Source organism: Pseudomonas sp. N40(2020), from assembly GCF_014472415.1.
Lineage (GTDB): Bacteria > Pseudomonadota > Gammaproteobacteria > Pseudomonadales > Pseudomonadaceae > Aquipseudomonas.
In genome coordinates, this window is sequence record NZ_JACSZV010000022.1 from 1 (window position 1) to 23083 (window position 23083).

The 23083-nt window shown below is 57.6% G+C and carries 22 protein-coding genes, 5 tRNA genes and 1 riboswitch; of the genes, 10 read left to right on the forward strand and 17 right to left on the reverse strand.

Annotated features, from left to right (window positions below; all coding sequences use genetic code 11):
* Positions 1-103 precede the first annotated feature (103 nt).
* On the reverse strand, positions 104-931 hold the full coding sequence (gene cheR, locus IAI51_RS15485; RefSeq protein ID WP_187679261.1) for a protein-glutamate O-methyltransferase CheR: 828 nt from the start codon (positions 929-931) through the stop codon (positions 104-106).
* A gap of 46 nt (positions 932-977) precedes the next feature.
* Entirely contained in the window at positions 978-1910 is a 933-nt protein-coding gene (locus IAI51_RS15490; RefSeq protein ID WP_103304087.1) for a chemotaxis protein CheV, read from the reverse strand.
* A gap of 82 nt (positions 1911-1992) precedes the next feature.
* Here IAI51_RS15490 and flgA point away from each other — a divergent pair, with 82 nt between their 5' ends.
* From flgA to IAI51_RS15510, 4 genes are all read left to right on the forward strand, one after another.
* Entirely contained in the window at positions 1993-2754 is a 762-nt protein-coding gene (gene flgA, locus IAI51_RS15495; RefSeq protein ID WP_187679262.1) for a flagellar basal body P-ring formation chaperone FlgA, read from the forward strand.
* A 160-nt stretch (positions 2755-2914) separates the two neighbouring features.
* Entirely contained in the window at positions 2915-3241 is a 327-nt protein-coding gene (flgM, locus tag IAI51_RS15500) for a flagellar biosynthesis anti-sigma factor FlgM (RefSeq protein WP_187679263.1), read from the forward strand.
* A 48-nt stretch (positions 3242-3289) separates the two neighbouring features.
* Complete coding sequence (locus IAI51_RS15505) at positions 3290-3757, forward strand: flagella synthesis protein FlgN (protein ID WP_187679264.1); 468 nt, start codon at positions 3290-3292, stop codon at positions 3755-3757.
* Positions 3758-3845: 88 nt separating this feature from the next.
* A complete protein-coding gene (locus IAI51_RS15510; RefSeq protein ID WP_187679265.1) occupies positions 3846-4592 on the forward strand; it encodes a flagellar brake protein in 747 nt (248 codons plus the stop codon).
* Between the two features lie 65 nt (positions 4593-4657).
* On the opposite strand, the gene IAI51_RS15515 is transcribed toward IAI51_RS15510, so the two are convergent.
* From IAI51_RS15515 to IAI51_RS15530, 4 genes are all read right to left on the reverse strand, one after another.
* Positions 4658-6028 (reverse strand): MFS transporter, encoded by a 1371-nt coding sequence (locus IAI51_RS15515; RefSeq protein ID WP_187679266.1) that lies wholly within the window; start codon positions 6026-6028, stop codon positions 4658-4660.
* 69 nt (positions 6029-6097) lie between these two features.
* The gene (locus IAI51_RS15520) at positions 6098-7339 is read right to left on the reverse strand and encodes a glutamine synthetase family protein (protein ID WP_187679341.1); all 1242 of its coding nucleotides are present in this window, start codon (positions 7337-7339) and stop codon (positions 6098-6100) included.
* Positions 7340-7540: 201 nt separating this feature from the next.
* Positions 7541-8233: a sensor histidine kinase gene (locus tag IAI51_RS15525; protein WP_187679267.1), complete on the reverse strand. Its 693-nt coding sequence runs from the start codon at positions 8231-8233 to the stop codon at positions 7541-7543.
* Entirely contained in the window at positions 8230-9834 is a 1605-nt protein-coding gene (locus IAI51_RS15530; protein WP_187679268.1) for a tetratricopeptide repeat-containing response regulator, read from the reverse strand. Before IAI51_RS15530 ends, IAI51_RS15525 begins: the two co-directional genes overlap by 4 nt.
* A 218-nt stretch (positions 9835-10052) precedes the next feature.
* On the opposite strand from IAI51_RS15530, the gene IAI51_RS15535 reads away from it, so the two are divergent.
* Positions 10053-11429 carry a lysozyme inhibitor LprI family protein gene (locus tag IAI51_RS15535; protein WP_187679269.1) on the forward strand — a complete coding sequence of 459 codons (1377 nt, stop codon included), beginning with the start codon at positions 10053-10055 and terminating at the stop codon, positions 11427-11429.
* Positions 11430-11513: 84 nt separating this feature from the next.
* Here IAI51_RS15535 and IAI51_RS15540 read toward each other — a convergent pair.
* Positions 11514-11590 (reverse strand) — tRNA-Arg (locus IAI51_RS15540).
* 297 nt (positions 11591-11887) lie between these two features.
* On the opposite strand from IAI51_RS15540, the gene IAI51_RS15545 reads away from it, so the two are divergent.
* The gene (locus IAI51_RS15545; RefSeq protein WP_187679270.1) at positions 11888-12115 is read left to right on the forward strand and encodes a hypothetical protein; all 228 of its coding nucleotides are present in this window, start codon (positions 11888-11890) and stop codon (positions 12113-12115) included.
* A gap of 20 nt (positions 12116-12135) precedes the next feature.
* Positions 12136-12315, forward strand: coding sequence for a PA3371 family protein (locus IAI51_RS15550; protein ID WP_187679271.1), 180 nt, complete (start codon positions 12136-12138; stop codon positions 12313-12315).
* Here the strand turns inward: IAI51_RS15550 and phnN are convergent.
* The gene (gene phnN, locus IAI51_RS15555) at positions 12290-12859 is read right to left on the reverse strand and encodes a phosphonate metabolism protein/1,5-bisphosphokinase (PRPP-forming) PhnN (RefSeq protein WP_187679272.1); all 570 of its coding nucleotides are present in this window, start codon (positions 12857-12859) and stop codon (positions 12290-12292) included. The two genes, IAI51_RS15550 and phnN, sit on opposite strands and share 26 nt — an antisense overlap.
* Before the next feature lie 388 nt (positions 12860-13247).
* Here phnN and IAI51_RS15560 point away from each other — a divergent pair, with 388 nt between their 5' ends.
* Positions 13248-13574 carry an Arc family DNA-binding protein gene (locus tag IAI51_RS15560; protein WP_003178899.1) on the forward strand — a complete coding sequence of 109 codons (327 nt, stop codon included), beginning with the start codon at positions 13248-13250 and terminating at the stop codon, positions 13572-13574.
* A 113-nt stretch (positions 13575-13687) separates the two neighbouring features.
* Here the strand turns inward: IAI51_RS15560 and mgtE are convergent, their stop codons facing one another.
* Complete coding sequence (mgtE, locus tag IAI51_RS15565; protein WP_187679273.1) at positions 13688-15130, reverse strand: magnesium transporter; 1443 nt, start codon at positions 15128-15130, stop codon at positions 13688-13690.
* A 321-nt stretch (positions 15131-15451) separates the two neighbouring features.
* Here mgtE and IAI51_RS15570 point away from each other — a divergent pair, with 321 nt between their 5' ends.
* Positions 15452-15970, forward strand: a complete 519-nt coding sequence (locus IAI51_RS15570) for a cell envelope protein SmpA (protein ID WP_187679274.1) — start codon at positions 15452-15454, stop codon at positions 15968-15970.
* A gap of 19 nt (positions 15971-15989) precedes the next feature.
* On the opposite strand, the gene IAI51_RS15575 is transcribed toward IAI51_RS15570, so the two are convergent.
* The 8 genes from IAI51_RS15575 to ltaE all read right to left on the reverse strand — a co-directional run bounded on the left by IAI51_RS15575 (position 15990) and on the right by ltaE (position 22100).
* Positions 15990-16066, reverse strand: a tRNA-Arg gene (locus IAI51_RS15575).
* Positions 16067-16137: 71 nt separating this feature from the next.
* Positions 16138-16214 (reverse strand) — tRNA-Arg (locus IAI51_RS15580).
* A gap of 71 nt (positions 16215-16285) precedes the next feature.
* A tRNA-Arg gene (locus IAI51_RS15585) sits at positions 16286-16362 on the reverse strand.
* Positions 16363-16469: 107 nt separating this feature from the next.
* Positions 16470-16560, reverse strand: a tRNA-Ser gene (locus tag IAI51_RS15590).
* A 62-nt stretch (positions 16561-16622) separates the two neighbouring features.
* Complete coding sequence (csrA, locus tag IAI51_RS15595) at positions 16623-16811, reverse strand: carbon storage regulator CsrA (protein ID WP_002554426.1); 189 nt, start codon at positions 16809-16811, stop codon at positions 16623-16625.
* A 186-nt stretch (positions 16812-16997) separates the two neighbouring features.
* Positions 16998-18239 (reverse strand): aspartate kinase, encoded by a 1242-nt coding sequence (locus IAI51_RS15600; protein WP_187679275.1) that lies wholly within the window; start codon positions 18237-18239, stop codon positions 16998-17000.
* Positions 18240-18330: 91 nt separating this feature from the next.
* Positions 18331-20949 carry an alanine--tRNA ligase gene (alaS, locus tag IAI51_RS15605; protein WP_187679276.1) on the reverse strand — a complete coding sequence of 873 codons (2619 nt, stop codon included), beginning with the start codon at positions 20947-20949 and terminating at the stop codon, positions 18331-18333.
* A gap of 146 nt (positions 20950-21095) precedes the next feature.
* Positions 21096-22100, reverse strand: coding sequence for a low-specificity L-threonine aldolase (gene ltaE, locus IAI51_RS15610; protein ID WP_187679277.1), 1005 nt, complete (start codon positions 22098-22100; stop codon positions 21096-21098).
* Positions 22101-22297: 197 nt separating this feature from the next.
* A riboswitch (FMN riboswitch) is annotated at positions 22298-22469 on the forward strand.
* Between the two features lie 103 nt (positions 22470-22572).
* Here ltaE and IAI51_RS15615 point away from each other — a divergent pair.
* Positions 22573-23082: a 6,7-dimethyl-8-ribityllumazine synthase gene (locus IAI51_RS15615; protein WP_187679278.1), complete on the forward strand. Its 510-nt coding sequence runs from the start codon at positions 22573-22575 to the stop codon at positions 23080-23082.
* Position 23083: the final 1 nt, after the last annotated feature.

Sequence of the window (23083 nt, forward strand, 5' to 3'; positions counted from 1 at the left end):
CAAAAGATCGCAGCCTTCGGCAGCTCCTACATGAAGCAGAATCATCAGGCATAAAAAACGGGAGGCTTTGAGGGCCTCCCGTTTTTTTGTGTTGCCGATGCAATCATTTCGCCTGGTAAATGATCCCCGGGCTGCACTGGACCATCTGGTAATGGTCTGGCAAACCGTTCAGCGCTTCGGAAGCGCCAAGGAACAGATAACCGCCCGGCTTCAACGTGCTGTGAATACGCAACAGGATGTCTTTCTTCACCTCGGCGGAGAAGTAGATCAACACGTTGCGGCAGAACACGATGTCGAACTTGCCCAGCGCGGCATAGCTGTCGAGCAAGTTGAACGAGCGAAACTCCACCCGGTTCTTGATCGGCGCCTTGATCACCCAGCGCCCCGGCCCTTTCGGGTCGAAGTAACGCTGCAAACGATCGGGGGACAAACCGCGCCCGATCGCCAGGCTGTCGTACTCGCCGGTCTTGCAGTTGTTCAGCATGAGGCCGGACAAGTCCGTGGCAACAATCTGCACGCCCATCTTCAACTGGCCGAGGTTGGTCCGCTCGAACTCGTCGATCGACATCGACAGCGAGTACGGTTCCTGACCCGACGAGCAGGCCGCCGACCAGATCCGCAGACGCTGGTTGGGGCTGGCCTTGATGGCCTCGGGCAGCACCTTGTTCTTCAAGACTTCAAACGGATAGGTGTCACGAAACCACAGGGTTTCGTTGGTCGTCATGGCATCGACCACCTGCTCGCGCAAACCGCTGCGCGGCTGGGTCTGGATGCGCTGGACCAGCTCACCCAGCGACTTGATGCCTTGCTGCTCCATCAGTTTGTTGAGACGGCTCGAGACCAGGTACTGCTTGTTTTCACCGAGCAAAATGCCACAGGCTTTTTCCAGGAAGACCCGGAACTGTTCGAAATCCAAATTACCCGTAGACAATGATGCCGCCTCTTAAATCGTGTTGACCGCCAGGGACAAAAGGCCCCTAGCTGATATCTGCTGCTTTGATCCGGTCGACTACCCGGGATGCCAGGTCATCAGGACGGAATTTGGCCAAAAAGTCATCGGCACCGACTTTCTTGACCATCGCCTGATTGAATACCCCGGACAACGAAGTATGCAGGATGATATGAAGCTTTTGCATGCGCGCGTCGCCGCGGATTTCCGCCGTCAGGGTGTACCCGTCCATCTCCGGCATCTCGATGTCGGAGATCATCATCAGGAACTCTTCTTCCGGCTTCTTGCCCTCGTCGACCAGCTTGCGCAGGTAATCCAGCGCCTGCTTGCCGTCGTTCAACGCCACCACTTCGACGCCGATCGTCTGCAGGCAACGCGTGACCTGTTTGCGCGCCACCGACGAGTCATCGACTGTCAGCACCCGCAGCGACAACGCCTTGGTCTGGGTCTCGACATCAACCACACCCACCGAGATCGCTTCCGGCGTTGGCGCAACTTCCGCCAGTACCTTCTCGACGTCGATGATTTCGACTAACTGATTGTCCACCCGAGTCACAGCGGTCAGGTAATGATCGCGACCCGTGCCCTTGGGCGGTGGATGGATCTCTTCCCAGTTCATGTTGACAATGCGCTCCACCGAGCGGACCAGGAATCCCTGGGTCTTGGTGTTGTACTCCGTGATGATCACGAACGGATTTTTCTTGTCTTTCAACGCCCCGGAACCGGTCGCCATTGCCAGATCAAGGATCGGAATGGTTGCCCCCCGGATATTCGCCACCCCGCACACGACAGGACTGGACTTGGGCATCAACGTCAGCGACGGGCATTGCAGCACTTCCCGCACCTTGAACACGTTGATTCCATAGAGCTGCTGGCCGTCGAGACGGAACAACAACAGCTCCAGGCGATTCTGCCCTACCAGTTGCGTGCGCTGGTTCACCGAATCCATTACACCAGCCATGCCCAGACTCCTACACCAACGCCAAGTGTTGTTGCGACGCACATTCATTGCTAAACGGCACGGCGCTTGCTTTTTAACTCGTATGAACGCTCAAACGACATTTTTCCGACGCCTGACATCTCCCCTTCGCAGAGGGCTTTGCGCGGTGTCCGCCGTTTGCTTCTTCTTCGCCGGCAGCCCTGCCATTGCTGATGCGGTTACCTTGCCTGACATGCTTATCGGCGTCACTCAGGGCTTTCTTGAGTTCACCGTAGAAGACTATCTGGCAACCAGTCAAACGGAAGGCCGCTACGAAATCGAAGTCAACCAGCTCGACCCCCGTATGCGCATGCCTATGTGCGACAAGGAATTGACAGCGTCTCTGGAGAGTCCGGCACGTCCGCTGGGCCGGGTAACCGTGAAGGTTCGCTGTGAAGGCGCCTCGCCCTGGACGGTGTTCGTGCCCGCTCAAGTCCGCCTGTTTCGCGAGATCGTGACCACCACTCGACCGCTCAAACGCGCCGGGATAATCGAACCTCAGGACGTGACCTTGCGCGAGCGCGACGTCAGCGTGATCAATCAAGGATTCTTGACGTCGGTGGACGAAGCGATCGGGCAAAAATTAACCCGACCAACGGTCGCTGATCAGGTCATTACCCTGGTACATCTGGAACAGGCCGAAGTCGTGCGCAAGGGTGATCAAGTGGTCATCACCGCCCGCAGCGGCACGCTCGCCGTGCGCATGCCCGGTGAAGCCCTGGCCAATGGCGGCCTGAAAGAACAGATCCGGGTGAAAAACCTTAACTCCCAACGAGTCATCAAGGCGCAGGTCACCGCGCCGGGCCAGGTGGAAGTGGCCATGTAAAACGCTGATGAGAAAACTGGCGCGGACCCCGTCGCTTCCCTAAACTGTGCCGCAGCAGGACACGCGCCGGCGCATGCAAGCTCATTGATAAATGGGCCTAAAGTTTTCCAGGGGATGGCCGAAAACATGGCAAGCGTCCAAATTCCCAGAGGTTTTTATCATGGTCATCGATTTCAGCCGTTTGAACAGCTCCTCGTCACTTACGGGCAGTACACGTACCAGCAACGCCAAGGAAACCGCCGAAACCGGCACCTCCGCGCCGCTGAATACCCAGGCCGAATCGGCCAGTACCGCAAAGAGCGGGGAATCGGTACACCTCAGCAATGAGGCTCAACAGTTGCAGAAGGTCACTGACAAGCTGCGCGATCAACCTGCTGTCGACAAAGCCCGTGTGGCCGAGTTGAAAGCCGCGATTGCCGATGGCAGCTATAAAGTCGACAGCAACCGTGTAGCCAGCAAACTGCTCAACTTCGAAGCCCAGCGCTAGGCTCAAGCCAGCGCCAGGCTTTTGGACGCTTAAAACCCAAGGCCAGCCATGCACGACACTAATTTACTGCAACTGATCATCGACGACTTTGCTCCAGCTCAACAATTGCTGGAGTTACTGCAAACCGAATCCCTCGCCTTGCACGGTCGCGACATGCCACTGCTGGAAGAAATTCTGGCGCGCAAACAGGCATTGATCATTCTGCTTGAACAGCATGGCAGCAAACGCAGCGAAATCCTCGCCAGCCTCAACCTGCCGACCAATCGGCAGGGTCTTGAGCAACTCGCCAGCGAGTCGAGCATCGGCGAGCAGTTGCTCAGCAAGAGCGACTTGTTGACCGACCTCATCGCCCAATGCCAGGCGGCCAACGTCAACAATGGCCAGTCGATCCAGGTACAGCAGGCCGCCACGGCCAATCAGCTGAAAATTCTCAACGGGGGCGAACCGCCAGCGCTGTATGACGCCAGCGGCACTTTTGCCAAACCCGCCAAGCCGCGTACATTCAGCCAGGCATGAGCCGTTGATGCACCAGCCCTATCAACTCGCGAAACATACTGGCAAAATACTGGCCAGTCGTCATATTTTGTCTGGAGAGTGATAAACCGTGTCCAACACGCTAAGCGCGGATGATGCTCCGCAGCCCCCAAAGGTGCTCACCACGCCACTGGAAATCTCCAGCAACCTGCGCCAGCTGCAAGAGAGCCACGACCCGCTGATCATCACGTTCCATGAACGCAGCCAGCGTTTCCAGACCTACCTGATCAAAGTCGACCGCGACACCGCATCAATGGCTCTGGACGAAATGATCCCGCGCGATGGCGAGCGCTTCCTGCTCGCCGGCGAACCGTTCAAGATCGAAGGTTTTCATGAAGGTGTGCGCATTGCCTGGGAATGCACCGGCACGCTGAACATCGAAGAGTCCGACGGCGACCGCTTTTACACTGGCGAGCTGCCGACCGAGGTGGTTTACCACCAACGCCGCAACGCCTTCCGCGCCGCATTGAAGCTGACCGACCTGGTCGGCGTCGAACTGGGCGGTGAAAAGCTCAAGGCGCCAATCAACGGCAAGCTGCTGGATATTTCCGCCACCGGTTGCAAACTGCGCTTTGAAGGTGACATCACCGAGCGCCTGCAACTGGGCCAGGTCTACGACCGCATGATCGCCCCGCCGCTGTTCGGCAATCAGCCGGTATCCGTAGAACTGCGTTATCTGCACTTCGAAGAAAAACTCAACATCACGTTTGCCGGTCTGCGCTTCCACAACATCAGTGGTCAGGCGGCACGTAACGTTGAACGCTTCGTTTATCAGTTGCAGCGTGAAGCACGGCGTTTCGATAAAGACGACATGTGATTCGAACATGCAAATGAAAAGGGCAGTCCTTGGCGGGACTGCCCTTTTTTACTTCCGGCGATGCTTCAAGGCCTGGCGCCACTGATATCCGGGGTGGGTTTGTCGCTGTCGTCATCCGGGCTTGCTGCCGGCTCAGACTCCGGTTCTATCTCAGGTTCTGGTTCCGGCGTGACCGTATTCTGCATCTGCTCCTGCACCACCTGCTCATCAACACGCGGGTCAAGGGCCGCCACCAGCGGCGAGCTGGACATGCTGTCCGGCATCGCCACGTGATGCAGCGGCGCGTCGTCGACCTGATGCAGATTGGTGACGGCTTTAGGCCGTATCCGCCATACCAGCACCAGCGCAAAGAAGCTGAAGAACGCGTACAGGCTCTGGCTGCCGAAGAATTTCATCAACACACCAGCGGCCAGCGGGCCGATACTGGCGCCAACTCCGTAAGTCACCAGCAACATGGCCGTCAGCGACACCCGGCGATCACCCTCTACGTGGTCGTTGGAAAACGCCACCGCCAGCGGATACAGACAGAACTGCACCAGCGAACAGAGGAAGCCGACCACAAACAGCACCTCCAGCGGCACCTGCGGCAGGATCGCCAGCGGCAAGGCCGCCACCGCGAGAAACCCGGCAAAGCAGCGGATCAAAAGCGCCCGATCATAACGATCGGACAACCAGCCCAGCGGCCACTGCACCAGCAATCCGGCAAAAATACAGCTACCCATGAACAGACCGACCTGCTCGGTCGACAGTCCCTGCTGCGAGGCATAAAGCGGCGCCAGACCATAGAAAGAGCCGATGATCAGACCAGCACCGAGCACCGTGCTCAACGACTGCGGCACACGCTTGATGAAGAAACGCGGCTCCATCGGTGCCGGATGCAGCGGCGCCGGGTGAATCCGCCGGGTCAGCGTGACCGGCACCAGACACAGCGCAAAGCACAGGGCGACCAGCATCAGCAGTTCCAGGCCCAGGCCCGGGTGCATGACCAGAATCAACTGACCCAGCACCAGCCCCAGGTACGAAGCGATCATGTAGCCGCTGAACACCAGGCCGCGCTGATTGGCGTCGGCCTGCTCATTGAGCCAGCTCTCGATCACCATGTACTGGCACATCATGCCCAGACCGACAATCGTCCGCAGCACCAGCCACGCCGGCAACCAGTCCACCAGACCGTGGCCCAGCACCGCCGCGCCGACGATCCCGGCACACGCCGAATAAGCGCGGATATGCCCGACCCGGGCGATCAACCGGTGACCGATCTTGCCGCCCAGTACCAGACCGAAATAGTTGGCCGCCATCAGCGCACCGACCCACAGCCCATCGACATTGTCAGCGGCCAGGCGCAAAGCCAGATAAGTAGACAAAAGGCCCGAGCCGATCAACATCATCAGCGAGGCGAAATACAGCGCTCGAAAGGATTTCCAGATTTGGCGCATCGGCGTTCCGAGCGGCTCCTTGCAGTGAATATCGGGCTACCAAAACGATAGCCCTATGGCGACGGTTCGTCAGGCCTGGGCTGCTAGAACACGCCGTTCCCAGGGAGTTATTTCATCAAAGAAGCTGGTCAACTCCATGGTCTTCGAAGCGATGTAGCCTTCGATGAACTCCTGTCCGAACAGTTCCCTGGCCAATTGGCTACGTTTCAGACGTTCGAGCGCGGCATGCAAGGTACACGGCAACGAAAGTTTATCCGGCACCGCGAACTCGCCCTGAATCGCTTCGCTCGGTTCAAGCTCATGCTCGATCCCATGCAAACCCGCGGCCAGACTGGCGGCGATCGCCAGATACGGGTTGGCGTCAGCGCCCGGCAAACGGTTTTCGACCCGACGGGCAACCGGCGAACTGGCCGGAATCCGCAACCCTGCAGCGCGGTTATCGTGCGACCAGCAAGCGTTATTCGGCGAAGCGTACGGGTGACACAGACGCTGATAAGAGTTCACATTCGGTGCAAACAGCGCAGTGAAGTCGGCCATGCCCGCCTGCTGCCCACCAATGAAATGGCGGAACATTGCGGTCGGCTCACCTTTCTCGTCACTGAAAACATTCTTGCCGGTAGCAATCTCGACGATGCTCTGGTGAATGTGCATCGAACTGCCCGGCGTGTGCGCCAGCGGTTTGGCCATGCACACCACGGTCAAGCCATGTTTGAGCGCGACTTCCTTGAGCAGATGCTTGAACAGGAACGTCTGATCGGCCAGCAACAGTGGATCACCGTGCAACAGGTTGATCTCGAACTGGCTGACGCCCATCTCGTGCATGAAGGTATCGCGCGGCAACCCGAGGGCCGCCATGCATTTATAAACTTCGCTGAAAAACGGCCGCAGACCGTTGTTGGAGCTGACGCTGAAGGCTGACAAGCCATCCTCGCGGCGGCCGTCGAGGCCAACTGGCGGGCGGAACGGCTGAGTCGGATCGGTGTTCGGGGCGAAAACAAAGAATTCCAGCTCGGTCGCCACCACAGGCGCCAGGCCTCGCGCCGCGTAACGGGCGATGACTTTCTTCAACTGGCCACGGGTCGACAGGTTGGAGCTTTCGCCGGTCAGTTCGTCGGCATCGCAAATCGCCAGGGCGCGTGGCTCGTCGCTCCATGGCAAAGGATGAATCTGCCCAGGGTCGGCGACCAATGCGAGGTCGCCATCATCACTGCCGTAAAACCGCGCCGCAGGATATCCACCCATGATGCATTGCAGCAGCACTCCCCGCGCCAACTGCAAGCGTCGCCCTTCGAGGAAACCTTCGGCGGTCATCACCTTGCCGCGCGGTACGCCATTCAAATCCGGCGTAACACATTCAATCTCATCAATGCCCGTCAATCGCTGCGCGAGTGAACGCTGGCCATCGGTTGTCATGACGCAATCCTTGTTGTTGTGCGAGCCGCGAACGGCGACCCGAACAAAATAGGCTCCGGCTGTTCGGAATTTCAAGCAGCGTCATGCAAAAAGCCTGCATCACGGCAGGTAGAGACTGAATACCCCACCGCCCAACGGTCCGCCGTTACGGATTTCCGTGCGCCCTTCAACACCATTACGCTGATGCAGCGCTGCAATACGAGCCGCGAAATACAAGCCGAGCCCGGTGCTGCCGCTGCTGTGGTTGATACCCTGCACGTAGTCGGCCTGACGTTCGAGCATCTTGGCCGGATACCCGTCGCCGTCATCGTTGATGCTCACCACCAGTTGCCCGGCTTCGTCACTGACGGTGATCAGCAGCGATTCGCGGGCATAACGAATGGCGTTGTTGATGCAGTTGCCCAGCACCGACGCGATCAGTTCACGGTCGAAGAACCCCAGCGGTATCAGCGGATCGACTTCATACGTCGCGACAATTGCGCGACTGGCGAACACCTCTTGATGCGCCGCCAGTTGTGCTTCGATGAAATCATCCAGTTCGTGATAGGCCGGTTGCAGCGGCATCTGGTTGACGCCGAGCTTATACAGCCCGAGCAACTGCACCAGCATGCCGTTGAGGTGGGCGAACTCGAAGTCGATCACGCCCTGCTCCGTGCCGGAGCGCAGCTCTTGGGGCAAGCGCGCCAGCCATTGGCTGTGGGCTTGCATCAGCATGGCCAGCGAGTTTTTCATGTCATGAACGGTGGAGGCGATCACCGTGGAAAAATCCAAAGCCGGATCAGAGTGGTTCATTCGCCAAACGCCTTGCTTTTCAGCTTCTGATAACGCGAGTAACGCGCGTCGGTATCGGGCATCAGGCCAACCAGTTTCAGGCAGGCCCGACATTCTTCCAGCTCCGCCGACGGCACACTGGTGTCGGTGCCGTGCAGCAGCGACTGAGCCATGTTCAGCGCGATACTGATGTTCTTCGGTTGCATCTTCAGCGCCTTGCGGAACACATCGCGGGCCTCCACCAGGTTGCCGGTCTTGTACACGCGCACGCCTTGACGGTTGAGGTCGGCGGCGGCATTGCTGGAACTGAGAATCGTCGGGTCATCAGTGAGCTTGGCGATGTCTTTCATCACCGCCGGATCATCGCCGTAGATTTCCGCACAGCTCTTGAGCATCGACGTGCCCGCCTCGGCCTGACCGAGCATCTGCAACTGCTTGGCGACGAGCAGCGCTGCTTCCGGACTCATGAACTGCTCCATGCCGTCGAGACGCATCATGGCTTGCTCGGTAAGCTTGTCGGCGGTTTCAGCATCGTTGAGCAGCAGGCTGGTGGCTTTCATCAGACGCGCACGAATCTGCAAACCGGGGTCGGTCGGGTTCTCTTTGGCCACGGCGCTTAGGGTGGTGTTGATCTCCAGACGCGTGCGCGTATCGAGACCCCGCTCACTGCCCTTGCTGATCAGCGCATGGGCCAGGCCGAGATTGCTTTCCGGGTCTTTGAAGCGCGACTGCGCGCCCTGCGACACAGCTTGGCGATAAGCCCGCGAGGCGGTATCAAAATCTTCGTTAGCCATCGCCAGCTTGCCGAGCAAGGCCTGCCGGCGCACGGCCAGCGGCGACAGGCGAATCGCCTCTTCCAGCACCCGCTGCGCGCCTTTGGTGTCGCCCTCGGAAACCAGCACATCGGCCATGCCGTCATACAGCGCCGGCATCATCGGGAACACCTTCAAGGCTTTTTCGTAGACACCTTTGGCCTGCGCCACTTGCCCACGCTTGAACAGCAGTTTGCCCAACCCGGCAAACGCCCACGGCAACGGTCGGTCAGCGATGATGCTGTCGTAGAGACGTTCCAGTGCTTCGTTCTGGTTCATGTCGCGCAAGGCATCGGCGCGGTAGCGCAGGCACAGCGGCGAATAACGGATGTCCTGCTTGCACAGAGCGATGCAGGCGTTAAGCACCTCGGCCGGCTTGCCACGGTCGAGGGCTTGCAGAATCGGTTTGAGCAACGTCTTGCGCTGCTCCAGACGCTCCAGCCGCTGGGCCAGGCCGGAACGGTTGAACGGCTTGGTCAGGTACGCATCCGGCTCGTGCTCCAGAGCACTGAGCACCATTGCCTGACTGGTTTCGGCCGTCACCATGACAAACACGGCTTCGTGGCTGATGAGCTTTTCCGACATCAGGTCTTCAAGGACCTGCTGGCCGTTCTTCTTGCCATCGCCGAGATGGAAATCCTGCAGGATGAAATTGTAGGACTTCTGCGCACACATCTTCAGCGCCTGCTCGCCGGTGTCGGCGGTGTCCACGTCCTTGACCCCCAGCTCGCGCAACATCGAGCGCACGGAACTGCGGAAATCCGAGAAATCATCGACGATCAGAAAACTCTTTTGGTGATACGACAGCATCGAGGATTTCCAGGCAATTGAAGTAGATGAACCGAGGCAAAATTCAGGCGCGCAGATGATAGCCGCCGGCCAAATGCCATCAAGCGATTTCGCGCGAGTCTGAACTCACCGTTTGGGTTATCGGCCACAAGTGGCGTTCTCTGAAGCGGGCGCTTCAAGATTCCTCTCACTGCGATTACCCTGCGCGCCTGCCCACATCTCAATACAAGGCTGACCTCGTGTACATCAAAGGACGCTACATCGTGTCCGCCTGTGCGCTGCTGTTTATCCAGCACGTAGCGGCGGCCGGAATGGACTGCACAAAAGCTTCGAATTTCGTGGAAAAGACTATTTGTGCGAATACCGGTTTGTATGAACTGGATACGCAGATGGGAGAGGTTTATCGGCAGTTGATGAAGGCTTCCGTAGAGACTCGACCGCAGCTGAAGGGCACGCAACGGCTTTGGTTGAAAACGCGTAATGAGTGCGCTGAGGATATTTCTTGCCTGGATCAGCGTTATCGCGAACAGCTGAAAAGTTTGCAGGCGCAATGGGCAGAAGCCGTCGCCCATCAGCCGACCGGCGTCGATAAAGAGGTGCTGGATGATCTGCAAAAACGTATTCAGATAGCCAGTCAAAATGATCCGGAGTTTGCCCTGGAACGGACGCTCACCTCACTGACGCTGAAAAGCGCCGAAACTTCGTTTTCCGCAGAGCCCGACGCCGATCAATTCGCTAATAAAACACACTTCCCGAAGACCCTCCCCAAAGGCGTTTCCCGCAGCGAGTGGACGGCTTTGAATGCCACGGACTTCGAGGCTGAAACCGCACAGGGCCCAACTTCGTTCACATTGCTGGATCTGGACAATAACGGGCGACGTGATCTGATCGTTCAGACCTACACCGGCGGCACCGGCCTGTACACGTTCGTGGAAATTTTTCACCGCGATGGTGACCGGTTCACCCGCAGAACCCAAGCATCTGACGGCGAATCCATCGGCGGTTCCCTCTACTCCATAAATGAGCGCGGCTCAAACCAGTCCGTGAACTGGATCAGCATTAACGGCAAGGTCTACGCCGCCTATCGCGACAGTGGGTACGGTATCGATAATGTCTACCTGCTCAGTCCGTGGCAGGCGAACCAGTTGGTGCCAAAGTTGACGCTTCGTTATCGCTATCAACTCAGCATCCCTCGCACTCAGCCTGATGATGAGCACAAAACCACTTATAAGCTGAAGCCGGACCTGCACCGCGCACTTGCCCATGGCCTGGCCACCATCGAGGACGATTCGTCCGACAGCGGGCAAGAGCGAAAGCCCATGTGCCCGATTCCTCCGTCCGCCAACGACAGCGAGGAATATTACGGCTACGGCGCAGGCTATTACGCCATCGAACAGGTAGCGGACTTCCCGGTGATCATCGGCAGCGAGTGCTTTATTGCCAGAATGAACGACTGGTTTGGCGCCTACAGTGCAAAGGATGGCCTGTTTGCGCAACTGACTTTGCGTAAACCCGGCGAGGAAGCGCAAGAGCGCGAATACAAGGTCAATGGCCGTCGGCGCCTTACCGAAATAAGCACTTCAATCGGCAAGCCCGAAGGTGGTGCGGCGCAATAGTGCTCGACGGTCGCGCATGAAAAAGCCACGGCAGTTGAGACTGCGCGGGGCTTTTTTGCGGATGCTGGACACATCCTGAATCAGTGGTGTCCCAGGGCAGGTTCGAACTGCCAACCTTCCCCTTAGGAGGGGGATGCTCTATCCAATTGAGCTACTGAGACACGGGGGTTGTCACGGGCTGAACGCTGCGCGACGGACGGCGTGCATGTTAACGGCCAAGCCCTGATTTGTCATGTCGTCCGTGGGGCTTTTTAAGTGTAGGCAGGCACCTTGCAATGCTGCGGGAAAATTTACCGTGCATTTTGCACTCCTGCAAAACGCCATCATTGCAGATTGCAACCCGAACCTTCCGAAAATCCCTTCCAAATGCTTGTTTTTAAAGGACTTAACAGCGGTTAGACTGTTGGCACGACGGCTGCTTTGTCTGTTCCATAGAAGAACAACCGGAGCACCGTCCCATGAACAGCACTCTCTTGCTTGCAAACGCAATCGCATTGGCCGTTTTGGTGGGCTTCCACTTTATCCCCGAGGGTGCTGAGCCGGTCGCCCAGCGCATGCCGCACTACTTGCAGGTGCAGAGGGCACCGCAGTTGGCGGTGTTGAGCGATCAGAGCTTCGCACCGCAAGCGGTCAGCGAACATCATCAGGCTTTGCCAGCACTTGCTACCGAACGTCTGGTTTTTTGAAATATCTTCAGGAGTACAGCATGTCCAAATCAGCAGCAGGATTTCTGATCCTCGCCTTATTGAGTGGCGTCGTGCATTTTTCGCTGTTCGAGGAAACCGAAGTCACCCTGCCCCTGGTTGGCTGCGGCGTGTTTGCGGTGTTGTTCGTGCTGGCAATGGTTGCCGGGCGCAGGATCAAGTTTGATCCGGTATTGCGTTGATTTTTACCCAATCCAGCAATTGATTGACGGCGTCAGTCAACGCGCCCGAGTTGTCGATCAGGTGAACAGGAGCATCACTTGATCTCCTGTCCTTGAACAACCCGTTGCGGGCAAGCCTGGCGTCGATCTGGTCAATCGTTTCTCGGCCGCGTCTGAGTAGGCGCTCACGCAATACTTCATCCTTCACCGTCAACAAAACCGGCAGCAGTGTCGGGTACCGCTCAAGCGCTTGGCGCAGGTTGGCGCGAGAGCCATTCACCAATACATGCCTTCCGGTTTTCAACCATTCGTCCATTTCCATCGGGATGCCATAGGCAAGTCCATTGGCCTGCCATGCCAGGGAAAAATCACCGCTGCGTTGACGCTTTTCGAATTCTTCTGGCGTTACACCAATCGCGTCCTCGCCTACCGATTCGGCCGAGCGCGTGATTACCCGGCGCATCACTGAACAGTTCAATTCGCGCAATGGCTCGCGCGCAGCGTCAATCAGGCTGTCCTTGCCTGACCCGGACGGCCCCATCAGATAAATAAGCCTGCCATCCATCTTGAAAACGCCCTCCGGCCTGCTTCAACGCTAGTAAATCGGCAAATTGCCACTATCCTGTACAGATAAGGATCACTGATTGAACGCCGCATAGGATGCACGTTCTGACGTCTTCGGACATCAATTGATGTGTACCAGAAAGCGGACAATGATGCGGGCGAAGGCAAAGTTTTCAAACCAGTCCGCATTTCTGATAATTGGTGCTGGCATTACGCCTTTACCCGGCTCAATATTTGTCACAGAATTGACGCCAATGATCTGGCAATTTTGAGGCATGATGCGGGCCTCTTAACAATTCAGGTTGAACCATTTGGCGCGGATGCTTGTCCTACCACACATCCTGCGGCCAATCCCGAGAACCGCTCCCCTGAACTAACCGGTTAAATATATGCGCCCATTGAAACAGGCAATTTATTCCAGCCGTACGGCTGACAAGTTCGTCGTACGTCTGCCAGACGGAATGCGTGAACGCATTGCCGAGGTGGCTCGCAATCATCATCGCAGCATGAACTCCGAGATCATTGCGCGCCTTGAGCAGAGTCTTATTCAGGAAGGTGCATTGGGCGAAGAGCTGAGCATGCGCCTGGACAGCCCCGAGCTGTCGTTGCACGAACGCGAGCTGCTGCAACGCTTCCGTCAGCTGTCTCACCGTCAGCAGAACGCATTGGTGTCCTTGATCGCCCATGACGCCGAAATGGCCGCAGACGCGTCCTGAGTCATACCGAGCATCTCAAGCCAGCATGATTGCTGGCTTTTTTTTGCCTGGAATTTGAGTTTTCGCGAACACAAAAAAGCCCGCCGATTGGCGGGCTGTTTGTTTACAGCCGATCAGAGCAGGAAGATGGTCGCCAAACCAAGGAAGATGAAGAAACCACCGCTGTCCGTCATTGCGGTGATCATCACGCTGGCACCCATTGCCGGGTCGCGGCCCATCTTCGCCAGGGTCATCGGGATCAACACCCCCATCAGCGCCGCCAGCAACAAGTTAAGCGTCATCGCCGCCGTCATCACTACGCCCAGTGACCAACTGCCGTAGAGCAGGTAAGCGACCACACCGATCACCCCGCCCCAGACCAGACCGTTAATCAGCCCCACTGCCAACTCTTTGCGCATCAGGCGCGAAGTGTTGCCAGTACTGACCTGATCGAGCGCCATGGCGCGCACAATCATGGTGATCGTCTGGTTACCGGAGTTACCGCCAATACCGGCCACGATCGGCATCAAAGCCGCGAGCGCTACCAGCTTCTCGATCGAGCCTTCAAAAAGGCCGATCACGCGGGAAGCGATGAACGCTGTGATCAAGTTGATCGCCAGCCACGCCCAACGGTTGCGAAGCGATTTCCACACGGAAGCGAAGATGTCTTCCTCTTCACGCAAACCGGCCATGTTGAGGACTTCGCTTTCACTCTCCTCACGGATCAGGTCAACCATTTCATCGATGGTCAGACGACCGATCAGCTTGCCGTTCTTGTCGACCACCGGAGCGGAGATCAAGTCGTAACGCTCGAACGCCTGAGCGGCGTCGTAGGCGTCTTCGTCGGGATGGAAACTCACCGGATCACTGGCCATGACATCAGCCACCTGCTTATCCGGATCGTTGACCAGCAGACGCTTGATCGGCAGTACACCCTTGAGCACGCCGTCGTAATCGACCACGAACAGTTTGTCGGTGTGACCAGGAAGCTCTTTGAGACGGCGCAGGTAACGCAGAACCACCTCGAGGCTGACATCCTCACGGATCGTCACCATCTCGAAGTCCATCAGCGCACCGACCTGTTCCTCGTCATAGGACAGGGCCGAACGCACGCGCTCGCGCTGCTGGTTATCCAAACTCTCCATCAGCTCGTGGACGACGTCTCGCGGCAGCTCGGAGGCCAGGTCAGCGAGTTCGTCGGCATCCATGTCCTTGGCGGCAGCCAGGAGCTCGTGATCGTCCATGTCGGCGATCAGCGTTTCACGGACGGAATCGGATACTTCGAGAAGAATGTCGCCGTCGCGATCGGCCTTGACCAGTTGCCAGAGCGTCAGACGGTCGTCCAGCGGCAAGGCTTCAAGAATGTAGGCGACATCGGCGGAGTGCAGATCATCGAGCTTGCGTTGCAGCTCGACCAGATTTTGCCGGTGAACCAGGTTTTCCACCCGGTCGTGATGCGCGCCTTCCTGGCGATGAGTCAGGTCTTCAACGACCCGTTGACGCTGCAGCAGCTCAACGACTTGAGCCAGGCGATCCTGCAGGCTTTCCTGTGTTTTCTTTACTTCGATTTCAGACATAGGCGAACTCCACTCCCAGCAGCGGGGCACGCCGGAAGGATCAATCAGTCAATTCATGATTGGTGAAACGGGGTACTGAGTAACTACTGGGTAAGTCCATGGAGGTATTCCATAAGCCCCGGCGGGGCTGACGGGCGCAATGATACACCGCCTGACGGTTTTAAACGTTAAAAAATCGCGGCCGAAACAAGCGCTTGCGAAACAAACCTGAGCGCTGTCCTGATCCATGCAGATGCGACGACTCATCCTGAAAAGAAAACACACCGGCAATGAAAAATGCAGCGACTACCCTTGAGCATAGATCGTCATGGAGGACGTCGAATGCCATCAAAAACCACTCGTTTTTTACTCACCAGCCTGCTTTGCCTGCCGCCCACCGGGGCTGCGACCAGCCTTCATCGTTGCGAAGCGCCCGATGGCGGCATAACGTTTACCAGTATGAGCTGTGCACTCGGCGAGCAACTTTCAGTGCAGGAAGTACACCCCTATTTGCCCGGATCGGTTGTGGCGATCATGCCGGAACACAACCACGAAGAAATATCCGGTATGAAAACCAGAAGCGCAGAACCAGGCCTTGTGGGCGGCGTAGAAGACAAATGCGGCAACCTGATCGACGCCAGACAACGCCGCGAGGCAATCCTCAATCAACGCGTGATCGCCGGCATGAGCCAGCAGGATGTTGAAAGCGCGCTTGGCAAGCCGGACAAGGTGAATATCCGGACTTCGACGACGAACTATAGATACAACCTCAAGCGCGGCCGTAGTGCCCAAGTCGATTTCGACGAGAAGGGATGCGTGAAAGGAAAAGCCAAAACCCGGACAGCAAAAAGCCCGCGTTAAACGCGGGCTTCTTGGTATATGGTGCACTCGACAGGATTCGAACCTGTGACCGCTCGGTTCGTAGCCGAGTACTCTATCCAGCTGAGCTACGAGTGCATTTGTGTTTTTAGACCAGATCACAACTGGCTGAAGCAAAGCTACCTGCATTGCTGCAACTAACTCTTAAATGGTGCACTCGACAGGATTCGAACCTGTGACCGCTCGGTTCGTAGCCGAGTACTCTATCCAGCTGAGCTACGAGTGCATTTGTGTTTTTAAACCAGATCACAACTGGCTAAAGCAAAGCCACTTATATTGCTATAAGTAACTCTTAAATGGTGCACTCGACAGGATTCGAACCTGTGACCGCTCGGTTCGTAGCCGAGTACTCTATCCAGCTGAGCTACGAGTGCATTTGTTGCGCCGCATTATAGCCCGTCTAATCTCTATTCCAACCACTTTTTCTAGTAAATTCAAGAACTTACCGAAAAAGCCAGATTACGACGTACTAAGCAAATAATGGCGGAGAACGGGGGATTCGAACCCCCGACACCCTTTTGAGGTGTACTCCCTTAGCAGGGGAGCGCCTTCGGCCACTCGGCCAGCTCTCCGCAACACGGGGCGTATCTTAACCAACCTTTTCCCCGTTTGCAAACATAAAAAACGATAAAAATTAATGGCTTGGTTCTTCGTCCTTCTCTTTCTTTATACGCAGGTAAATTTCCTCACGGTGCACGGCAACCTCTTTCGGGGCATTGACGCCGATACGCACTTGATTTCCTTTAACGCCGAGCACGGTCACGGTGATTTCGCCATCACCGATAATCAGGCTTTCTGCGCACCGACGAGTCAGAATCAGCATACCTTTCTCCTCACGCATTTCATTTCAGGGACAACAGTCTGCAAAAAAAAGGCACCCGACCTACAACTGGAGCGATCGTAGCCCTACATGCCTGAGTATTGACCAGCGCGAGCAAAAGAACAGTTCAGGGCTCGCGCCATTCAAAAATAAAGGGCGCGGTCAGACCGCGCCCTTCAAGAAACCGAATTACTCGCCCTGACGGGCCGGAGCATCCAGCTCGAAAGCCGTGTGCAGAGCGCGCACGGCCAGTTCCAGGTACTTCTCTTCGATCACCACGGAAACCTTGATTTCCGAGGTCGAGATCATCTGGATGTTGATGCTTTCCTTGGCCAGGGATTCGAACATGCGGCTGGCCACGCCTGCGTGGGAACGCATGCCGACGCCGACGATCGAGACCTTGGCAATCTTGGTGTCGCCAACCACTTCACGGGCACCGATCTCGCGAGCAGTGTTTTCCAGCACGGTCTGTGCGGCCTGGTAGTCGTTGCGGTGCACGGTGAAGGTGAAGTCGGTGGTGTTATCGTGCGCAACGTTCTGCACGATCATGTCGACTTCGATGTTCGCGGCACTGATCGGGCCGAGAATCTTGAACGCCACACCCGGGGTGTCTGGCACGCCACGGATGGTCAGCTTGGCTTCATCGCGGTTGAAAGCGATGCCGGAAATGATCGGCTGTTCCATGGTTTCCTCTTCATCAATAGTAATGAGGGTGCCCGGACCCTCCTTGAAGCTGTGCAGTACGCGCAGCGGAACGTTGTACTTGCCGGCGAATTCCACCGCACGGATCTGCAACACCTTGGAGCCGAGGCTGGCCATTTCCAGCATCTCTTCGAAGGTAATCTTGTCCAGACGCTGAGCGACCGGCACCACACGCGGGTCGCTGGTATAGACACCATCGACGTCAGTGTAGATCTGGCATTCGTCAGCTTTCAGCGCAGCAGCGAGTGCCACACCGGTAGTGTCGGAACCGCCACGACCCAGCGTAGTGATGTTGCCGTGCTCATCGACGCCCTGGAAACCGGCGACTACCACAACGCGACCGGCCTTCAGATCACCACGGATCTTCTGGTCATCAATCTGCAAGATACGCGCTTTATTGTGCGCACTGTCCGTCAGGATCCGCACCTGATTACCGGTGTACGACACCGCCGGCACACCGCGCTTGATCAGCGCCATGGCCAACAGGGCAATCGTCACCTGCTCACCGGTGGAAACGATCACGTCCAGTTCACGCGGAACCGGTTGAGTGTCGCCACTGATTTGCTTGGCCAGATCGATCAGACGGTTGGTTTCACCGCTCATTGCAGACAGCACGACCACCAGGTCATCGCCGGCATCGCGGAATTTCTTAACCTTGTCGGCGACCTGCTCGATTCTCTCGACAGTGCCGACCGAGGTGCCTCCAAATTTCTGTACGATCAAAGCCATTTCAAAGCCGCCTCTGCCCATGAAGGGCGCCCAAATAATCACTCAAACAGCCGTCGGGCCCGCCACTAGACTGCGGGCCCGGCGCGCCGCCTTATAAAGCTTGCTCGACGAATGGAACGGTCAGCGCCAATGCGCCATCCAGCGCGCCGGCGTCGACACCGCCGCCCTGCGCCATGTCCGGACGACCACCGCCCTTCCCGCCCACTGCCGCAGCAGCCTGTTTCATCAAATCACCGGCTTTGAGTTGGCCAGTCAGGTCTTTGGTTACGCCTGCAACCAGAACGACCTTTTCCTCATGGACACTGCCGAGCAGGATCACTGCGCGACCGAGTTTGTTTTTCAGTTGATCGACCAGCGCCAGCAGCGCCTTGGCGTCCTGACCATCCAGACGAGCGGCCAGAACCTTCACGCCTTTGACGTCCAGCGCCGAGCTCGACAGATCGTCGCCCGCGGCGCTTGCAGCCTTGGCCTGCAACTGCTCGAGTTGCTTTTCCAGCGCACGGTTGCGCTCGAGCACTGCCGACAGCTTGTCGATCAGGTTGTCGCGGCTACCCTTGACCAGGCTGGCCGCTTCCTTGAGTTGTTCTTCTGCCGCGTTCAAGTAGGCCAGTGCCGCGGCACCGGTGACTGCCTCGATACGACGCACGCCCGATGCCACACCGCCTTCGCTGATGATTTTCAGCAGGCCGATGTCGCCAGTACGGTTGGCGTGGATACCGCCGCACAGCTCGACGGAGAAATCGCCGCCCATGCTCAGCACGCGCACGTTGTCGCCGTACTTCTCGCCGAACAGCGCCATGGCGCCTTTGTTCTTGGCGGTTTCGATGTCGGTTTCTTCGGTTTCAACGGCAGAGTTCTTGCGAATCTCGGCGTTGACGATGTCTTCCAGCGCTTTGATTTGTTCAGGCTTGATCGCTTCAAAGTGGCTGAAGTCGAAACGCAGACGCTGACTGTCGACCAACGAACCTTTCTGCTGAACGTGCTCGCCCAGTACCTGACGCAATGCGGCATGCAGCAAGTGAGTGGCCGAGTGGTTCAGCGAAGTCGCGTGACGCACCTCGGCATCCACGTGGGTTTCCACTGGAGCACCGATGGTCAGGCTGCCCGAATCCAGCACACCGTGGTGCAGGAATGCGCCACCGGTTTTGGTGGTGTCACGTACGTCGAAACGCGCGTTGCCCGCCTGCAGGAAACCGCAGTCGCCAATCTGGCCGCCGGATTCAGCGTAGAACGGCGTCTGGTTCAGAACGATCACCGCCTCTTCGCCTTCATTCAAGACGTCAACCGACTGGCCATCTTTATAAATAGCGACAATTTTTGCCGAACCGCTGGTGTCTTTGTAGCCAGTGAACTCGGTGGCCACATCAACCTTGACCAGCGTGTTGTAGTCCAGACCGAACGAGCTGGCCGAACGTGCACGAACACGCTGGGCTTCCATCTCACGCTCGAAACCGGCTTCGTCGACGGTCAGGCTGCGCTCGCGGGCGATGTCCGCGGTCAGGTCCATCGGGAAACCGTAGGTGTCGTAGAGTTTGAACACGACGTCGCCCGGCACCACAGTGCCTTTGAGTTCGGCCAGATCCTGCTCGAGAATCTTCAGACCGTGCTCCAGGGTCTTGGAGAACTGCTCTTCTTCGGCTTTAAGTACGCGCTCGATGTTGCTCTGCTGCTTCTTCAGCTCCGGGAACGCTTCGCCCATCTCGGCGACCAGCGCCGCAACGATCTTGTAGAAAAAGCTGCCGGTGGCGCCGAGCTTGTTGCCGTGACGGCAGGCGCGACGAATGATCCGGCGCAGCACGTAACCACGACCTTCGTTGGACGGCAGCACGCCATCGGCGATGAGGAAACCGCACGAACGAATGTGGTCGGAAACAACCTTCAGCGAAGACTGATCGCCATTCTCGCAACCGATTGCTTCAGCCGAAGCTTTCAACAGGTTCTTGAACAGGTCGATGTCATAGTTGGAATTGACGTGCTGCATCACCGCACTGATCCGCTCCAGGCCCATGCCGGTATCCACCGACGGCGCTGGCAACGGGTGCAACACGCCATCGGCGGTGCGGTTGAACTGCATGAACACGTTGTTCCAGATCTCGATGTAACGGTCGCCGTCTTCTTCCGGCGAACCCGGTGGGCCGCCCCAGATGTGGTCGCCGTGATCGTAGAAAATCTCGGTGCACGGGCCGCACGGGCCGGTATCGCCCATGGTCCAGAAGTTGTCGGAGGCGTAAGGCGCGCCTTTGTTGTCGCCGATGCGGATCATGCGCTCGACTGGCACACCGATTTGCTTGGTCCAGATGTCATACGCTTCGTCGTCGGAGGCGTAGACGGTGACCCAGAGTTTTTCCTTCGGCAGTTTCAGAACGCCGGTCAGGAAGGTCCAGGCGAAGGTAATCGCGTCGTGCTTGAAATAGTCACCGAAGCTGAAGTTACCGAGCATTTCGAAGAACGTGTGGTGACGAGCGGTATAACCGACGTTTTCCAGGTCGCTGTTCTTGCCACCGGCGCGCACGCATTTCTGGCTGCTGGTCGCACGGGTGTACGCACGTTTTTCCTGGCCCAGGAAGCAGTCCTTGAACTGGTTCATCCCCGCGTTGGTGAACAGCAGGGTTGGGTCGTTGCCCGGAATCAAAGAGCTGGAGGCTACACGGGTGTGGCCTTGCTCTTCGAAGAAGCGAAGGAAGGCTTCACGGATTTCTGCGCTTTTCATTAGGTTCTTCCACGGAGGCTGCGGCCAAAGGCCTGTGCGAAACGTCAACAGACGAAGCGACGGCAAAGGGCCGCATTATATCGGCCCAGCGCGCGGGGTACAGCGTGTTTATACGATAGAAACGGTCAATTGGACGGCTAACGCTGTCACTTGCGCGAAAACTCGACGAATGTCGCGATCACTTGCTCGATTTGCGAGCGATTGACGTCCATGTGCGTGACCATGCGCAGACGGGAGGCGGCGCTCAATTTGATCCCGCGCTCGGCCGCAAACGCCTTGAGCGCTTCCGCTTTATCACCCATTTGCACGTAAACCATATTGGTCTGCACGGGTTCGACAGTGAAACCGGCTTCACGCAGGCCTTCGGCGAGCAAGTGCGCGTTGGCGTGGTCATCGGCCAGGCGCTCGACGTTGTGATCCAGCGCATACAACCCCGCCGCAGCCAGCAATCCGGCCTGACGCATGCCGCCGCCGACCATCTTGCGCAAGCGACGCGCCTTGCCGATCAACTCGACCGATCCGCATAACACCGAGCCGACCGGCGCGCCAAGGCCCTTGGACAGGCACACCGACACCGAATCGAAGTGCTGAGTGATTTGCCGGGCATCAACGCCCAGCTTGACGGCTGCGTTGTACAACCGCGCGCCGTCCAGGTGCAGTTGCAAGCCATTGTCCTGCGTGAACTTGCGCGCCCGCGCCAGATACTCCAGCGGCAGCACTTTGCCTTGCATGGTGTTTTCCAGCGCCAGCAATCGCGTCCGGGCGAAGTGGAAGTCATCGGGTTTGATCGCGGCGGCGACCTGATCCAGATCCAGCGAGCCATCGGCCTGCACCTCCAGCGGCTGTGGCTGGATCGAACCGAGCACCGCCGCGCCACCGCCCTCGTACTTATAGGTGTGCGCCTGTTGACCAACGATGTATTCGTCACCGCGCTCACAATGCGCCATCAAGCCGAGCAAGTTGCTCATGGTGCCGGTCGGCACAAACAGCGCAGCGGCGAAACCCAGCCGTTTCGCCAATTCGGCCTCCAGACGATTGACCGTCGGATCTTCGCCGTACACGTCATCACCGGTGTCCGCCGCAGTCATCGCGTCGAGCATGGCGGGAGTCGGTTGAGTGACGGTGTCGCTGCGAAGATCGATAACGCTCATGAACCTGGCCTCAAGTCAGCAGGGGAAATCCCTTTATGGAGGTGAATTACTGCGGTCATCGCACCGATTAATCAACCCTTGGCGCAGGAAAACACCCAAAGAGCGTTCAAAAAACTCGATAGCAATCATCACAAAGGCGCAATGCGCAGACACACAATCTGTGTTAAAAACGCTGCGCCGCCCACAAAAGGGCGGCAAAACGTTCTCAGGGCGGGGTGCAATTCCCCACCGGCGGTAATTGCGCGCAATGCGCATAGCCCGCGAGCGCTTGGCGGCGGCCACGGCTTCGGCGGTGGATGGCGGCAAGGTCAGCAGACCCGGTGTGATTCCGGGGCCGACGGTCATAGTCCGGATGAAGAGAGAACGGGATTGACGCTAAAGGGCCGTCCGCGTGCATTCGTGCAAGCGTGCGCACCCTTGAATCCCATTCGATTCATAACGCCCTGTTTTTCACACAAACAGGAGTCAGAACATGCAACCCACCGCTTTCGATAGCAAAACCAAACACCCTCACGGCGAGCGCGTCGCGTTCATCCAGGCTTGCTGGCACAAGGAAATCGTCGACCAGAGCCGTAAAGGCTTCGTCGCTGAAATGCTCGTTCAGGGTTATCAGGAATCGGACATCGACTTTTTCGAAGTCGGCGGCGCCTTTGAAATGCCCCTGCACGCCAAGCTACTGGCCAAGACCGGTCGTTATGCCGGCATCGTCGCGGCAGCCCTGGTAGTGGACGGCGGCATCTATCGTCACGAGTTCGTCGCCCAGTCGGTGGTCAGCGGCCTGATGCAGGTGCAACTGGAAACCGAAGTACCGGTGTTCTCGGTGTCCCTGACCCCGCATCACTTCCATGCCGGTGAAGAACATCAGAAGTTCTTCTTTGAGCACTTTGTGCACAAGGGCCAGGAAGCGGCGAAGACTTGCGCGGATACGTTGCAGAAGGTTCGCGCGCTGCGCCGCACAGAGCCGCGCGCAGTAGCGGTCTGAC

Bases quoted from the DNA above. Each gene is read 5' to 3' on its own strand.
- IAI51_RS15490 (WP_103304087.1), bottom strand. From the start codon at position 1,910: ATGGCTGGTGTAATGGATTCGGTGAACCAGCGCACGCAACTGGTAGGG.
- flgA (WP_187679262.1), top strand. From the start codon at position 1,993: ATGAACGCTCAAACGACATTTTTCCGACGCCTGACATCTCCCCTTCGC.
- flgM (WP_187679263.1), top strand. From the start codon at position 2,915: ATGGTCATCGATTTCAGCCGTTTGAACAGCTCCTCGTCACTTACGGGC.
- IAI51_RS15505 (WP_187679264.1), top strand. From the start codon at position 3,290: ATGCACGACACTAATTTACTGCAACTGATCATCGACGACTTTGCTCCA.
- IAI51_RS15515 (WP_187679266.1), bottom strand. From the start codon at position 6,028: ATGCGCCAAATCTGGAAATCCTTTCGAGCGCTGTATTTCGCCTCGCTG.
- IAI51_RS15520 (WP_187679341.1), bottom strand. From the start codon at position 7,339: ATGACCGCCGAAGGTTTCCTCGAAGGGCGACGCTTGCAGTTGGCGCGG.
- IAI51_RS15525 (WP_187679267.1), bottom strand. From the start codon at position 8,233: ATGAACCACTCTGATCCGGCTTTGGATTTTTCCACGGTGATCGCCTCC.
- IAI51_RS15530 (WP_187679268.1), bottom strand. From the start codon at position 9,834: ATGCTGTCGTATCACCAAAAGAGTTTTCTGATCGTCGATGATTTCTCG.
- IAI51_RS15545 (WP_187679270.1), top strand. From the start codon at position 11,888: ATGAACAGCACTCTCTTGCTTGCAAACGCAATCGCATTGGCCGTTTTG.
- IAI51_RS15550 (WP_187679271.1), top strand. From the start codon at position 12,136: ATGTCCAAATCAGCAGCAGGATTTCTGATCCTCGCCTTATTGAGTGGC.
- phnN (WP_187679272.1), bottom strand. From the start codon at position 12,859: ATGGATGGCAGGCTTATTTATCTGATGGGGCCGTCCGGGTCAGGCAAG.
- IAI51_RS15560 (WP_003178899.1), top strand. From the start codon at position 13,248: ATGCGCCCATTGAAACAGGCAATTTATTCCAGCCGTACGGCTGACAAG.
- mgtE (WP_187679273.1), bottom strand. From the start codon at position 15,130: ATGTCTGAAATCGAAGTAAAGAAAACACAGGAAAGCCTGCAGGATCGC.
- IAI51_RS15570 (WP_187679274.1), top strand. From the start codon at position 15,452: ATGCCATCAAAAACCACTCGTTTTTTACTCACCAGCCTGCTTTGCCTG.
- csrA (WP_002554426.1), bottom strand. From the start codon at position 16,811: ATGCTGATTCTGACTCGTCGGTGCGCAGAAAGCCTGATTATCGGTGAT.
- IAI51_RS15600 (WP_187679275.1), bottom strand. From the start codon at position 18,239: ATGGCTTTGATCGTACAGAAATTTGGAGGCACCTCGGTCGGCACTGTC.
- alaS (WP_187679276.1), bottom strand. From the start codon at position 20,949: ATGAAAAGCGCAGAAATCCGTGAAGCCTTCCTTCGCTTCTTCGAAGAG.
- ltaE (WP_187679277.1), bottom strand. From the start codon at position 22,100: ATGAGCGTTATCGATCTTCGCAGCGACACCGTCACTCAACCGACTCCC.
- IAI51_RS15615 (WP_187679278.1), top strand. From the start codon at position 22,573: ATGCAACCCACCGCTTTCGATAGCAAAACCAAACACCCTCACGGCGAG.